The organism is Priestia sp. JNUCC 25, from assembly GCF_053667915.1.
On sequence record NZ_JBSJYE010000002.1, the window covers coordinates 109,751 to 124,371 of the forward strand.

The 14,621-nt window shown below is 34.5% G+C and carries 16 protein-coding genes and 1 pseudogene; 4 read left to right on the plus strand and 13 right to left on the minus strand.

The genetic code is table 11. From position 1 onward, the window contains the following. Nucleotides 1–84 precede the first annotated feature (84 nt). Nucleotides 85–1,218 (plus strand): NADH:flavin oxidoreductase, encoded by a 1,134-nt coding sequence (locus JNUCC25_RS27180; protein ID WP_116299454.1) that lies wholly within the window; start codon nucleotides 85–87, stop codon nucleotides 1,216–1,218. 606 nt (nucleotides 1,219–1,824) lie between these two features. Here the strand turns inward: JNUCC25_RS27180 and JNUCC25_RS27185 are convergent. From JNUCC25_RS27185 to JNUCC25_RS27205, 5 genes are all read right to left on the minus strand, one after another. Further along, complete coding sequence (locus JNUCC25_RS27185) at nucleotides 1,825–2,382, minus strand: hypothetical protein (protein WP_454223388.1); 558 nt, start codon at nucleotides 2,380–2,382, stop codon at nucleotides 1,825–1,827. Between the two features lie 388 nt (nucleotides 2,383–2,770). Further along, nucleotides 2,771–2,902 (minus strand): DNA-binding anti-repressor SinI, encoded by a 132-nt coding sequence (gene sinI, locus JNUCC25_RS27190; RefSeq protein WP_116299452.1) that lies wholly within the window; start codon nucleotides 2,900–2,902, stop codon nucleotides 2,771–2,773. Between the two features lie 615 nt (nucleotides 2,903–3,517). Continuing rightward, nucleotides 3,518–4,216, minus strand: a complete 699-nt coding sequence (locus JNUCC25_RS27195) for a hypothetical protein (protein WP_454223306.1) — start codon at nucleotides 4,214–4,216, stop codon at nucleotides 3,518–3,520. Then, nucleotides 4,213–5,346 carry an FtsK/SpoIIIE domain-containing protein gene (locus JNUCC25_RS27200; protein WP_454223307.1) on the minus strand — a complete coding sequence of 378 codons (1,134 nt, stop codon included), beginning with the start codon at nucleotides 5,344–5,346 and terminating at the stop codon, nucleotides 4,213–4,215. Before JNUCC25_RS27200 ends, JNUCC25_RS27195 begins: the two co-directional genes overlap by 4 nt. 12 nt (nucleotides 5,347–5,358) lie before the next feature. Then, a complete protein-coding gene (locus JNUCC25_RS27205) occupies nucleotides 5,359–5,658 on the minus strand; it encodes a hypothetical protein (RefSeq protein WP_116327426.1) in 300 nt (99 codons plus the stop codon). A gap of 376 nt (nucleotides 5,659–6,034) precedes the next feature. Between JNUCC25_RS27205 and JNUCC25_RS27210 the strand changes: the two genes are divergently transcribed. After that, complete coding sequence (locus JNUCC25_RS27210) at nucleotides 6,035–6,292, plus strand: hypothetical protein (protein WP_454223308.1); 258 nt, start codon at nucleotides 6,035–6,037, stop codon at nucleotides 6,290–6,292. Nucleotides 6,293–6,530: 238 nt separating this feature from the next. Continuing rightward, the gene (locus JNUCC25_RS27215) at nucleotides 6,531–7,943 is read left to right on the plus strand and encodes an ABC transporter permease (RefSeq protein ID WP_116327427.1); all 1,413 of its coding nucleotides are present in this window, start codon (nucleotides 6,531–6,533) and stop codon (nucleotides 7,941–7,943) included. On the opposite strand, the gene JNUCC25_RS27220 is transcribed toward JNUCC25_RS27215, so the two are convergent. The 5 genes from JNUCC25_RS27220 to JNUCC25_RS27240 form a co-directional block, all read right to left on the minus strand. Beyond that, entirely contained in the window at nucleotides 7,858–8,688 is an 831-nt protein-coding gene (locus JNUCC25_RS27220) for a zinc-dependent alcohol dehydrogenase family protein (RefSeq protein ID WP_289921113.1), read from the minus strand. The genes JNUCC25_RS27215 and JNUCC25_RS27220 overlap by 86 nt on opposite strands. 324 nt (nucleotides 8,689–9,012) lie before the next feature. Then, complete coding sequence (locus JNUCC25_RS27225; RefSeq protein ID WP_116327428.1) at nucleotides 9,013–9,276, minus strand: hypothetical protein; 264 nt, start codon at nucleotides 9,274–9,276, stop codon at nucleotides 9,013–9,015. 215 nt (nucleotides 9,277–9,491) lie between these two features. Next, on the minus strand, nucleotides 9,492–9,629 hold the full coding sequence (locus JNUCC25_RS27230) for a hypothetical protein (RefSeq protein ID WP_190238277.1): 138 nt from the start codon (nucleotides 9,627–9,629) through the stop codon (nucleotides 9,492–9,494). Between the two features lie 119 nt (nucleotides 9,630–9,748). Continuing rightward, nucleotides 9,749–9,931 (minus strand): YolD-like family protein, encoded by a 183-nt coding sequence (locus tag JNUCC25_RS27235; RefSeq protein ID WP_074897649.1) that lies wholly within the window; start codon nucleotides 9,929–9,931, stop codon nucleotides 9,749–9,751. 39 nt (nucleotides 9,932–9,970) lie between these two features. Beyond that, nucleotides 9,971–10,144 (minus strand): Fur-regulated basic protein FbpA, encoded by a 174-nt coding sequence (locus JNUCC25_RS27240; RefSeq protein ID WP_080967619.1) that lies wholly within the window; start codon nucleotides 10,142–10,144, stop codon nucleotides 9,971–9,973. 855 nt (nucleotides 10,145–10,999) lie between these two features. On the opposite strand from JNUCC25_RS27240, the gene JNUCC25_RS27245 reads away from it, so the two are divergent. Next, nucleotides 11,000–12,514, plus strand: a complete 1,515-nt coding sequence (locus JNUCC25_RS27245) for a hypothetical protein (RefSeq protein ID WP_454223309.1) — start codon at nucleotides 11,000–11,002, stop codon at nucleotides 12,512–12,514. A gap of 113 nt (nucleotides 12,515–12,627) precedes the next feature. Here the strand turns inward: JNUCC25_RS27245 and JNUCC25_RS27250 are convergent. The 3 genes and pseudogenes from JNUCC25_RS27250 to JNUCC25_RS27260 all read right to left on the minus strand — a co-directional run. Next, nucleotides 12,628–13,182 (minus strand): annotated as a pseudogene (locus JNUCC25_RS27250) (response regulator transcription factor); the annotation flags it as partial. 111 nt (nucleotides 13,183–13,293) lie between these two features. After that, nucleotides 13,294–13,896 carry a VTT domain-containing protein gene (locus tag JNUCC25_RS27255; RefSeq protein ID WP_435369171.1) on the minus strand — a complete coding sequence of 201 codons (603 nt, stop codon included), beginning with the start codon at nucleotides 13,894–13,896 and terminating at the stop codon, nucleotides 13,294–13,296. An 81-nt stretch (nucleotides 13,897–13,977) separates the two neighbouring features. After that, nucleotides 13,978–14,532: a recombinase family protein gene (locus tag JNUCC25_RS27260; RefSeq protein WP_454223310.1), complete on the minus strand. Its 555-nt coding sequence runs from the start codon at nucleotides 14,530–14,532 to the stop codon at nucleotides 13,978–13,980. Nucleotides 14,533–14,621: the final 89 nt, after the last annotated feature.

The window sequence follows — 14,621 nt, forward strand, 5'->3', positions numbered from 1 at the left end:
ATATTATAGGAATTATTTCAGGCTTTAAAACTAGCTAACCAAAAGGAAAAGGGTAGCTTTTTTTAGAAGAAAGGAGCTTTAACAATGACCGATCCAAAACTATTATTTAAAAATGTTACATTAGGCAATATAACATTAAATAACCGAATAGGGGTTGCCCCAATGGCACGCGTAAGCGCAACTTTTGAAGGGTTGGCAACCAATCAGATGGTATCATACTACACATCATTTGCCCGTGGAGGATTTGGACTTATTATTACGGAAGCAATTTATACTGATGATAAGCATAGTCAAGGATATTTTAATAATCCAGGTCTTATCAATGAAGAACAAACACAAGCATGGAAGAAGGTCGTCGATTCTGTTCATCAAGTAGGTGCTAAAATATTTGCACAAATAATGCATGCAGGAGCTCTTTCACAAGGGAATCGTTTTATTCAAGAAACAATTGGACCATCGGCTGTGCAACCAAAAGGAAAACAAATGGAATTTTATGAAGGGAAAGGCCTGTACCAGACTCCAAGGGAAGCAACGAAAGAAGACATCACAGAAGTAATAAACGGGTTTGTTAATGCAGCTAAACATGCAAAAGCTGCTGGATTTGATGGAGTTGAAATTCATGGGGCCAATGGTTACCTACTTGACCAGTTTCTTACTGACTATACTAATAAACGTACAGATGAATATGGTGGTTCTACTGAAAATAGAGTCCGGTTATTGGTTGAAGTTTCTAGGGCAGTTCGTGAGGCTGTTGGAGGGCATTTTACCATTGGTATTCGGATTTCACAAGGAAAGGTAAATGATTATAATCACAAGTGGGCAGGAAAAGAAAAAGATGCGGAAATCATCTTTGGTCAGTTAGGGCATGCGGATCTTGATTTTATTCATATTACGGAGTATGAAGCATGGCAACCTGCATTTCCAAAAGATGAAGAAACAATTGGAACCAATTCAGGTTTGGACAACGGCGATTTGTCGCTTGCGGCTCTGGCAAAAAAGTATGGGGAAGTTTATGTAATAGCAAACGGGCATTTAGAGGATCCTGTTAAAGCAAAAGAAATTATTGAAAAGGGAGAAGCCGATATAATTACCTTAGGTAAAGGAGCCCTTGCTAACCATGATTGGGTCAACAAAGTCAAAAATGGGGAACCATTAACAAAATTTGATGAAGAAAAAGTGCTAAGACCAGATGTTAAAATTAAAGATTTTGAAGTTTGAAGGGGCATACTTAGGAATAAAATAAAAATTTCGTAGGGTAGATATTATGGACGTACTACAATGAATCCGAAGACTAAAAACAATTACGAAAAGGAGCGAATTTATTATGAACAAGCTGTTGACTTTGACGATAGCTTCAGAGATATTTCTTTTGCTTCCCTTTCTGCTTATTTTCTTCACAAATAGAAAAACAAAAAAAACATTCTGTTGCTACTTTTTCTTATTATTGGAGGTGCGCCACTTCTCTATCTAGCTATAGATGATTTAAACAGCAACTATATTGATGCTAATATCGGATTAGGTCTTGCTTTTATGTTTACCTGGATATATAGTGTAATTGCTTTAATCATTGCCATCATTATCGTAGTAAGAAAGAAACGAAAGAATAATAGTTCAAAAGATTAGTAATTATGTTGCTGCTGCAAAGATCTATTCTTAAAATCATGGGGAAAAGCATTTCATTCGTCAGAACCCTAAATTCTAAAAGAAACCTTTGCTCAGATTAAGACAAAGTCCACAAAAAACCACTATTCTCTCACTTCTTTTAAATGAATAAGAGAATAGTGGTTTTAAGACCCCTTTACTTGATTGCTGATAATTTCTTGTTTATTTTATTTCAATTGCTGAAGCTTTATTATCCCAATCAGAGGCCATATTGGCAGTTTTACCATACCAATCGGAGTGCCTAAAAGAGACCCCTTTGCCATACCCTTGAGATGAAGTATGCTCCCAAAGAGTTGTTGAATAGCTTGAAGAAGGCGATGCCGTACTTAAGGACGAAATTCTGTCATTCCAGCTGGAAGGCAAGTTTTTAAAACCGTCTCTCCAATAAATGTACTGGCCTCCTTTATTTTTAGCCTCGTAGAAATCCGTACAACAAGCACCACTTCCCATCATAGTGATTTTGTTTTGAAGTCTCTGTTTATCCTTCTCAATAAATGCGTTTAAAGCCTCCCTGCTTGTAAACCCATATGCCAACCAATCGCCCTCTTTATTCTGTTTAGGTAGAACCATGGTTACTTGTATATCTTTGTTGGAAATGCTATTCATCTTAACTAAAGAATCTACATCTTTTCCATCGACAGTTACATAATCAAATGTTTTAATTGTATACTCCTTTTCTGCATACGCTCCGTTCGTAGGTACTGCTATAAATCCCATCATAACAAAAAGAAAACATAGTGCGGAAAGGCAACGTTTCACTTGCAAGTCCTTCACTCCTTTATTATTCACATTTTGGTAATATGGTTGAAAAAGCGAACCGGTGTTAATACCCATGTGTAAAATCCAGATGTAATAACGATTTTTTGATCAAATGTTATAGCTAGTTACCTTAAATCCCCTATACCATAAATATAATAAATATTTGAAATGTAATAAAATGCTAAAATTACTAAATTAAATTTTAGTTAAAAGTGAGTAATTTTAACATTAAATGTAAAATAATCGTGAAATAAATAGTATTTAATTCATTTTTATAACCGTTTATTATTCCTAAGAGAATAGTTCCAGTTATCATAATGTACCTTATCAGAAGCAAAAAGAGCCTGTATCATTTAGAAACAGGCTCTTTTTGCTTTGAATATATAAATTCCTTTACTTCTACGATTGAAAGACCTATATGATATGCTTCTTTCATAAGACTTATCCATTCCTGATCAAACTTATTATCTTCTTTTAGCACTCATGATTCCTCCATCTGTCCTAATGGGGATTAACTAGACGCTATCGTTCAACGGGAAAATATTGAATATTAAGACTATTCATTCAACAAATTTCTTCTAAATTCCTGCAGTATACGTCTTTTTATATAAATATTTAAGATTTAATGTAGAAAAAAGTAAATCCAAAGAATTATTGTTGCTACTTTGAGCAAACTACTCAAGAGGTCGAAAGATTTCCATCCTTTGGTTAAATAAATGTAGCAGAAAAATTCCTGAACAGGCATCAGGGGTTTTTCTGTGTTTTAAACTATATATGATATACATCTTTAGTTAACAAAAGGCATCTTTCCAGAGCCCAACTAAAAAAGAGACCTTTTAGCATAAGGATTTTTAGTTGGGCCTTTTTTCTTGAGTATGCAGCTTTTTATACATCCTTGATATGACTGCGTTTACTCGATACCCAAGTAGCGTTCTATATGTATGCTCAAGGTCATCTTATATTGATTTATTTCTCGATTTATTGTAAAATTATTCTGACTTTTTATAAATTAGTTTAGGAATTCCCTCAAAAGCTCCCCGTCCTGCAACGATGGGGGAGCTTTCTTTTTTATTAGGAATCATATTTTCTTAGTATCCTATGTTAAGTTAATTTTGATTCCATTTGAGGATGATGATGATACTCTTGATCTTCCACCTCTTTGCTGTTTAGCTGAACTTCTGTATTTCTCCATCAATTCATCAATACTTGCTACCTGTATAATGGGGATATATTCCGAAGACACAGCATACCGAACAGGCGTAATCAAAATAACGGAAGGGAAGATGGCTGCCCGATCCTCTGGCTGCCATTGCAACGTTTTCCACTCATCTGAAAAGAAAAACTCCTCATATAAGCTAATTTTGCCCTGCATTTTCTGCTCAGAATAATGATTTCTCTGAATTTCAATCCAAAAAGGAGATCCTTTAAAGATACAAAAGAGATCCGGTTCAATGCCACCTTTTCGTCCAGTAGGCTTATCTTCCACAATGACACTCTTAGGTATACTGTATGAATACATCTGCTTATAGACATCCAAAATAGAAAGGAAATGTAATATTTTTTGAGAGTTCTTTTTAATCTTCGCATCCACAGGCAAATAGACGGTCGGAGAATACTGCTGTGTGCGTTCAATAATCCCTAGACGATACAAACGTACCATCACACTATTACATGCATTTACGGGCGATTTCAGCTGTTTAAAGAATAGTTCAACTAATGAGTCTCGATCTACAGCTCGAAACTGATTAATAAATCCAATGATGTCTTTATCACGTTGTGATAATCGAAAGCTCATCGCTGTTCCTCCTTCTCTAATAATCCAAAGATAGACTGTGGTACGACCTCTAGGTGAGGTTCAGGGTCTTTTACACGTGTTTTATAAGGGGAGAGTAGTTCCTTACAAGCTTCTTCATCTAAGAAAAAAGCCTGAAATTCTTTGACATTATCAATTTTAATTTTCATACGTCCTCTAGCTGCTGCATCAATCTCTTCTGCTCCAATGACTCCTGCCACCTTTGCATTCGTGGCATCTGCTTGCCTCCCAGATATCCTTACACGTAAGTTGGCTTTTAGCGCAGAGTTTAATAAATCCGCATCTGGACGTTGCATGGCAATAATCGTATGAACACCGAGCGCACGGCCTTGGCTTGCGAACTGTTGAATCATCTCTACGAGATCTGTTTCTCTCTTTACTATGGACATTTCATCAATTACCACAACGATACGAGGGAGCTTAAAAGGAAGCCTGCTGATATGTGTCACGCCATGCTCTAATAGTAAATCTCCTCGTCGATACATTTCAGCTCGAAGTAAGGCAAAAGGTTTTCGCATGTCTTTCGCTTCAAAGCAAAGCGCATCCACATGTTCAATCCCATAAAATAATCCTAAATCGGCTCGTTTCAGATCCACTAAAACTAAGCGCAAGTCTTCAGGAGAGGCATATTTCACCCATGTAGTCAGAATCACACGCATTAAGCTGCTTTTTCCGGCTCCAATTTCGCCAGATATCAATAAGGTTTCTAAATCCGCAAAATCCCATGAAACGGGGTTTCCATAGATATCTTGACCAATACACACCGGAAGCTCCATTTTCTCGATATGAGGATAAATGACTTCATAACTATAATTGAGCATCTTAGGTAGGCTTTTGTGATGAACGGTGATGCTAAAATTCTTTAGGTTGCCGTTTATCTCAATGTTGCTGCCTAATACTTGGTGTAACGCCCATCTCTTTTTATTTAAAAGCTCAGGGTCAATGCCATTTAGTAAGGAAAAAGCATATCTAGTGTAGGTGTGCTGATGATCGATTTGATGGATCTTGGGAAACTGATACGAGGTCCGATCCCCACGCTTAACAACCCGATAAATTTCTGCTGTACGAAACGCTTTTATTAATTGGCCACGTAATTTGAGTTTTTCAAACATCAACTTTCCTCCTCAAAACATAAATGTTGCAAAAAAGTAAAGTAAGGCGCTATAAAACGTAACAGGTAATATAAAGCGCATGACCTTTGCGAATTGATCCACAAGATCGATCACACCCCATCGTTCTAATATCCGTTCGATGATGGCAATTCCTAAGACAATGCCTCCTAGGGTCAGAATAGTGGGGTCAAGCAGGGCTAGTGGACTAAAAGGGACAAAGGAATAAGCCTTGAAGGGACGAGGTTTTGTTGAGGGCTTGGAGGATGGTTTATGGAAGAAGTTTCGAAAAGTAATAAAATGATTTTTTCTCATGTTGGTACCTTCTTTCACTTTTTTAATTTTTTTGCTTTTTACGTACCTGTTTTTTCAGCTCACCGCATCCGGTCGCCCCCTTCGCCTCTTCGGCTCAGCTCCCTTACAGATTCCATGAAGGGTTTCACGATGCGTATACAGCTTGTATTAACGCGGTAGCGATACTGAACCAGCTACTGATTAGGTAACGAAGTTGTAATTCTTTAGATACTATGTAGCTACTGCAGTAAGCTTGCCTGTCCAATTGAAAAATATTAAAGAACCCTTACCGGAGTAGGTAAGGGGTAGCTGATTATGTAAGAAGTATTGGGTTTTTATATGCTAGGGGTGGTCCCAGTCGCTTATATTTTTTATAGATTGGACAAGAGGTAGGAAGATGTCTCAACGATTAAAGCAGTACATAATGGGAAGCAGATGCAGCGTGAATAATGATAAATATCAAAAGGAAAAGGGGGAATGGAGCGAATCGGCATGCCACTATCATGCGTATGTAAAATCGTTAAACAGTACGGGAAAATATCTTGGCTTAAGTTCGAAGCCCTCCCCATTTTCTTTTGTCTTGAGAAGCTTCCACCTGTTTGTTGTAGCGAATCGACAAATGAATCGTTTGAGCTACTACTTGATGCATGCGTAAACGAACACACACATATATGGACAACTGGTTGGTATTCTCCTCTGTTCTTCTACGATATTTCAAATGCGACAACTAAGAAAGTCTTTTTGAAAATAAAAGACTGAAAAAATATTAATTTTCCCCAACAAAAGAAACGTTCCTGTAACTATGAAAGATGTCTTTTTAATAACCTAATAATCGATACCAAATTGGACATAATAAAATGGACAAAAATATCCATTGTTAGGGGAATTGAATCGTGAAGCAATTGTTTAAATTAAGCTCCTCGTGGTTTCCAATTTGGTTAATATCATTATTAATGTTAGTCATGGTATTTGTATATCTGCCTATATTTAAAGGTGCAAAACAAAACATGTCTGATGTTCCTCTAATTGTTGTAAATGAAGATAAGGGAAAAGTTGGCGATGCCATATTATTAAATCTTATCGAAAAGCAAAATGGGAACTCTTTTAAATGGGAAGTTGATAAAAGTAGGAAACAAGCATTCACTGATATAAGAAATAACAAGGCATATGGCGCATTAATTATCCCTTCAGACTATTCAAAAAGTCTTGATCGAGTCCATGATACGCTTATTTCCGGTCTTACGAATGATAAACCTGCTGATTTAGAAATTTTATTGAACGAAGGGATTGGGCAAACTGCATCCATGATTGCGAGTAATACCCTTCAGACAGTCGCTTTAACTGCTTCTAAAGGAATTAGTAGTCAACTAAAAAATGAATTACTGCAAAAAGGAATGAGAGTAGCACCAGAGAATGCTTCATTATTAGAAAACCCCGTACAGGTTGTTTCCAAAAATGTACTGAGGCTGCCGGTTAATCTTAATAAAGGAATGACACCGTTTGTCATGGCCCTTATATCATCTATTACTGGAATGTTGGGTGCAAATATGATACATGGATATCTTTTGCGAAGTAATGGCATTTTGAAGAAAAGGGGATCTGCATTAAGTGAATCTGAAGTCCTTACATCAGAAATAATTTTTGGTATCATTTTAACTTTCTGTGTTTCAATTTTTATTCAACTAGGGGTATTTGGAATTTTTGGGAGTGCACATGCTTCAAACATTTGGACGATATTCCTGTTTACTTTCTTTAGTTGTACGACCATGTTTTTGTTATTTAAAACGATAGCAGTATTTTTAGGTGGATGGGGAATGTTAGTAATGTTCCCGGTGAATTTTATGGGAATATTTTCTAGTGGTGGGGCATTTCCTCTATCAACATTACCTACCGTCCATCGACTGTTCAGTTATATTCTACCTACAAGATATATTGTGGACGGAATAAGAGCATTACTTTATTATGACGGAAGATTGGAGGCAGGACTTGGACCAGCCTTATTGGCACTCTCCATCTATTTTGTTTTGACATTAGCGATTCTTATTGTATTCATTAATCTTACTAAAAAATATAAAGAAGTAGCTGTTGATGAAAGTGGAAAGAAAATTGAAGTAGAAGTGGGAAATGAAATTCCTCATGAACCACATACTCATGAGCAAAGGGAAAGTCACCATATAGGAGAAAAAGATGGAATGTTTCGTCAAGCAGTGTCTAATTTAGCTAAAGGCAGTAATAAAGAGAAACAGGAAATGAATGATAATGAGTATCGAAACGCATTGAAGTCATTAGACAAAAATAAAAAATAAAATTATTGCTTGAAAATGAGAGCAATAATTTTATTTTTTGCATAATTGGACTGACACAATAGGCTAAGCTTGTACCAGATGGTTCACCAATCGAGTCAATTGCTGCTTTGGCTCCACGACCATTCGTCAATTCCATAACTGTATTGTAGACTGAAGTCATCTCTGTATTAATTACATATGAAGCACCAAGTTGAGTTAATTCCTCTGTGTAGATATTATTTCGCGTTACTGCAATCAAACGAAACCCTAAAATATGGGATAATTGAGCAAAAATACGACCAATAGAAGAGCCGCAGGCATTTACAATTAGGTCATCTCCTGGTTTTAACGCTAATACTTCCGTACAAATCACCCATACTGTGATAGGGTTGATATAAAGCTGTGCTGCTATGTAATCTTCTAGATAATCTGGAACTATAATGGCTAATTCAGCAGGAGTTTTTACAAACTCCTGCCATGTACCTTCACCTCGTAATGGTAATACTCGTTTGCCAAGAAACCATTTAGAAACAGATGGACCTACTTCTTCTATGATACCAACTCCCTCGTACCCTGGAATGGCAGGTAAAGAAATTCGGTTTGAATAGGCCCCTTTAATAGGAATTAAATCAGATGGATTGATTGGTCGAGTCTTCATTCGTACTAGCACTTCACCAACCCCTGGATCTTTCACTTCTGTATTTTCTATTTGTAGAACTTGTTGAGGTTCTCCGAATTCATAAAACTTAATGCTTGTTGCTTTCAAGATAGATAGCCTCCTTTAGTTTGTTTACTTATATAGTTATATTGTACAACCTCTTCATTTCCAGTTCGCATACCATCTATTACAGGTAGCTTGAAAGGAATTCCAGTTGGGTTTTTAATTCATATAATTCGGGTGTATATCTCGAATTTTATTAAACTATAAACAAAAATATATAATCCATTCTGAGTAAAAATCATATTTAATTAACAAGCTGACTTATTTTGCACCAAAGCCAATACTCATGTCTAAAATATAAAAACAATGACTGCATTTAATAAAGGGATTTAGATATCTGAGGAAGCGTATATATATCGTTATTTCTATTTACCTCTCAACCAGACCCATGATAAATGGAGTAAGGTCACTCAATTTTTCTTTATCGCTAAGGATTTTCAAAAAAACATTGGAGACATGTTCAGGTATAGGCGTTTGACTATCTACAGTTGCTGTCAAAAAATAATATAAAAAATCAAAATGATTTTCTCTTCTCATTGCATCAATTAAATAATAAGCATAAAGATTATTATTTAATAGCTTTCTCCTTAAAACTATTCCAAAATCATACAACTCGTTAACAGCTGTATTCACAAGCTCTTCCTCCTTCTAAGCTTTATACGGGGAAAAATTGAATTTTACATAAAATTACTTATACACGATTATAAACATAATTGATGCATCTACTCTATATCAAAAAAGGTTTATAACAGCAATAGACGACCTATTCATTTAGATTAGAAACGTGAGGTCGCCTACATTATTTTCATATTCATTTTTTATCCTTTCAATTTGCTTTATCAATAGATTTATTCTTCTATATTTTCATCCTCTAACTGCCTTGGACTCTCAACATGACATTGATTAAATAAATAAGTAAGGTACGAATGCAGTTCAAATCGGTCCTTTTGAATAAAATCAGACCATATTTGTTTGTTTTCTCCCATCATTCCTTCTCCTTTTTTATTTCATTTCTTTATCTTTACGATTTCCTATCTAGTAACCTTTTACACGTATAAATTGACCATTTGAAAAGAAACTGAGAAAACTCTTTACTAAATTAAAATCAATAAATATCTTCAATACCGGATAAGCGAATAAAAAAAATATTTTGTTTTTCATCTTTTAAAGACAGTGTCTGTTCATGAAGGTTAAGATTGTAAACACGACCTTTACATGTTTGTAGTGACCCATTTTCATAATAATTAACCGTAACTGATCCATTTTTGATTAGCTTTTTCAAAAACATAGATTAATCCTCCTTTTAATAAATGAAATTAGCAAAAATCTAAAAAGATAGATCTCGGATTGCCGGATTAACTATTTGATACTCCGTTTCTAACTCATGTAAGGTTAATTCATAAAGCTGTTTGTTTCCTTTTTTATAGATTCCTAAATGGATTAAAGAGTCTATAATCGAGTTTTTTTTACGTTGTATATCAGAGTAGATTTGTTCACTCATTATCCCACCGCCTAATTTTAGAATGGTCGTTGGCATGATTGTCAAACTATTTTAATTCATTATAAAGCTCGCCAGTTACAAGAAAATGAAAATGAAGTAAAACTGATGTAATAAATAAGTAAATTCGATTAGATAAGTATATATTTGTCCTATCTATTTACTTTAAAGTTAGTGTTTATCGCATCGACTCATAATTAAAAATGTCCCTATAAATTTCACTTTTAAGAAGTTCCATTTCACAGTCCTTGCATTCTTCTCTCAATCGATTCTAAAACACAAAAGATTGTATTCATTATTCACTGTAATAACTCCCCATAAAAACTAACATTAGGTATATTATGGTATCCTTTTTTGATTAATGAAATACTTTCTACAAAACTTCCTTTAAACTTACATAAAATCACAAAGTAAGACTAAATAATCTCACAGTAGGTGATGAGTAGATGATTATAGAGTATGTACTCTTTTTTAGAAATTGTTCAATTATTTCTTTTGCTTGAATTCCGTTTTCTACTACTCTTAGATTTTTCATAAAACAACCTCCTTTAGAATGTTTTCGTAAAATGAAATATCAGTCGTAGTATAAGCTAAAAAACCAATTAACAATTCTAATGAATTGTTAATTGGTTTTTCATAAATAATTAAGAGTAGTTCAATATAATTATTTTAGTTTAAAAAAATTATATTGGATATGAGGTGTTAATCGAAAACTGATAGTTAAGTAAGTTGCTACAAATTACAATTGTTTTTTGAATTCTAAAATCTATGGCCATACTATGGAAGAAGCAGCGTTTTCCTTATTTAATGATGCAGAAAAAAAGTTGTGGGAAACCACTGTAAAGAAAGGGAATGTGTATGCAAGAGAACCAAAATAAATTGAAAATTTTACTTAACAAGGTGCCGGAAGTTACAGTTTTCTTCTGGATAATCAAAATTTTATGCACAACTGTCGGTGAAACATTTGCCGATTTCCTAAATTTCAACCTAGGATTAGGGTTAACTCTCACTACTGTAATTATGGGAATAGCGTTTTTTATTGTATTGTATCTCCAATTCAGAGCAACTAAATATGTACCAGGCATTTATTGGGCAACGGTTGTCCTTATAAGCGTATTTGGAACGCTGGTAACTGATAATTTGACAGACGCAATGGGAGTCCCTCTTGAAGTTAGTACAATTGTCTTCTCCGTTCTACTTGGACTAACTTTTCTTTTTTGGTACCTTAGTGAAAAAACACTCTCCATACACTCAATTTATACAAGAAAAAGAGAGGTTTTCTATTGGCTTACCATTCTTTTCACATTTGCACTTGGAACAGCAGTAGGCGATCTATATTCTGAACAACTAGGTTTTGGATACCTTAAAACAGGAGTAACAGTCATTATTATCATAGGGTGTATCTTCTTGGCGTACAAATTGAAGCTTGATGGAATTTTATCGTTTTGGATCGCGTATATTCTTACTCGTCCACTTGGAGCATCATTAGGAGATTACTTATCTCAGACAAAAGTCAATGGTGGGTTAGGGTTGGGAACAACTGTTACTAGTGTTATTTTTCTTGTAGCTATTTTAGCTATAATCGTTTTTCTTGCTGTTACAAAAATTGATATAAATCAAAAAAAGGAAACAGCAGATATAAACCAACCAGATGGAAAGAAGAAAAATGTTTTGATACAAACCATTGTGGTACTATGTATTTTCTTAGTTCTTGGTATAGGTGGTTATATTTGGCGCAGTAATGATATAGCATCACAATCCACTGCTTCACAAGCGAGTTTATCTGGGCAATTAACGGATTTTATTAAAATTGAAAAAGGTATGCTAAAGGATGTAAACTCAAAAAACTTTACTTCGGCGAAAAAAGGAGCAGACGATTTGGAACATCAATGGGACTCTTCAGAAGCTAAGCTTAGAAAAATAGATGGTTCTACATGGACTAAAATTGATGGAACTATTGATGTTGTATTAGCATCAGTTCGTTCGTCAAATCCTGATGTCAATAAATCTAAATCTGCGCTAAACGATTCTCTTAATGTTTTAAACGGTGCAAATACATCACCATCAAAAACTAGTTCTTCACAAACGAGTTTATCTGGACAATTAACGGATTTTACTAAAATTGAAAAAGGTATGCTGAAGGATGTGAACTCAAAAAACTTTACTTCAGCGAAAAAAGGAGCAGATGATTTAGAACATCAATGGGATGCGTCAGAGGCTAAACTTAGGAAAATAGACGGTTCTACATGGACTAAAATTGATGGAACTATTGATATTGTACTAGCATCAGTTCGTTCATCAAACCCCGATGTCAATAAGTGCAAATCAGCACTCAATAATTCACTTAGTGTCCTAAACCGAGCAAATAAATAAAAAAAGGAATCGCAATTTGCGATTCCTTTTTTTATTTTGAAGACAGGTTTAATTATCATGTTTAAATATAAAGAAAAAAGTAACACGTCCACAACGTTCGTTTCTACATCTCAATTATATCCTTCTACTTGTTCTAAAAGCATATTCCACGTCAAAACTTTGTTGTTACTACGGGTGAAAAAGGCCAGAAGTTCGAATTCTTTGTTCGTAAGTCCAATGAGCATTTGGTCTTTTCTAACAGCCCATGATGCCAAATTAAGTTTAATACCTTTAAATGTCACCATTAGGTTTTAATCTGGCATCTTCTTCTCTTGGCGCCTAAAAATGACGCGCATTCTTGCAAACAATTCTTCAATTGCAAATGGCTTAGGGATATAATCGTCAGCACCATTATCAAGTCCCATCACCCTATCCATAACACTATCTTTAGCAGTAATCATGATGATCGGAGTATCTTTCATCGTCCTTAGCCTTCTACATGCTTCTATTCCATTTAACCCCGGCATCATTAAATCAAGTAGGATAATATCATAATCCTGTTTTGTAGCTTTCTCTAATCCTGTTCGCCCATCATATGCTATATCAACGGAATACCCTTGATGTTTAAGTTCTAATTCTAAAAATTCTACTAAACCTGCTCCATCTTCTATAATTAATACCTTTTCCATCTAGAAAAATCTCCTTTACATAAAAATGAAAAAGCAAAACAGAAAAGCTCCTGAAGGACCAACAAAAATACTTACAGAAAATAAGCTTTTAGTTGATTATATTTTAAGCTTTCACATTTTCACTTTATTTTGACGAACAGTTTTAATGGTAAAATAAAGAGCAATGGCTATAACAGCAAATACTAAAGCGACTTTTACATAAGAACCAGAGACTTGATTAATTTGATGCCAGTTGTTTCCTAAAGTTTTCCCAAGATAAATGAACAAAAAGCTCCAGGGGATGATAGCAGCAATAGTGTATCCTGTAAAACGAATGATAGGCATCTTTGTAATTCCTGCAGGAATTGAGATTGCATGCCGAATAACAGGAATAAAACGAGCAAAAAACACCACTCCTGCTCCATAATTGTCAAACCATACTTCCGATTTTTCAAGGTGTTTTGGATTTATTAAAAGAAACTTTCCGTACCTCAATAATAAAGGCCTACCCCCATAGGAACCTAATAGATATAAGAATATTTGTGCGATTAAGCCTCCAATTGTTCCAGCAATTACTGCTCCTATTATGGTGATTTTACCTTGCGAGACAAGAAATCCTGCGTAGGATAATACAACTTCACTAGGAATTACTTCTATCATTAATGATGATGCTATACCTATATATCCCAGTTTTGAAAGGTAAGCAAAGGCAGCTACAATAAATGTTTTCATTATTTCCGTCCTTCCTTAAAGACTTTTCTTCGATTTATCAAATGAAATTAGATTCGAATTAAAAAAGATTAAGAATAAATGAAATTATTTCTTAATCTTCTTTAATGAACGATATAAAGTGGTTCTTGAAATTCCCGTAGCTTCTTGAATTTCAAGAACCGTCATTTTTTGCGAAAAATATAAAGAAATAGCTTCATTAAGTTTTTGTTGATTGACTCTAGGTCTTCCTCCGTTTCTTCCTCGAGGCCTCCCTGTTTTTAAACTTGCTACTTTACGTTCACGAGTAATGTTTCGGTTAAATTCACCGAGAATTTCTAGCGTTTTAAGCATTAATTTTCCTGTTTGTATATGTGTATCAATCTGATCCTGAATACTAACAAATATGATTTTTCTTTCTCTGATATAGTTCATCGTCTCAACTAATTGATTAATGGAATCGGCTAGGTACTTTAATTTACATACAACAAATTGGTCTCCAGGCTTTAATACATCTAAAATCTTTACTAATTGGATATATTCATCTGTTGATGTAGATTTTTTCGAACGAATTATTTGATCACATCCGTATTTCTTTAATTTTTCTATTTGTGATTTTAAAGAATAATCATTATTACTATCTCCTACATATCCTATTATCACTGACGTTACCTCCTATATAACGAATGGCTATTATGGAGAAAAACATAAAGTTGTAACTTCCTGAGTAAAGATGAAAGATATTCATTTTT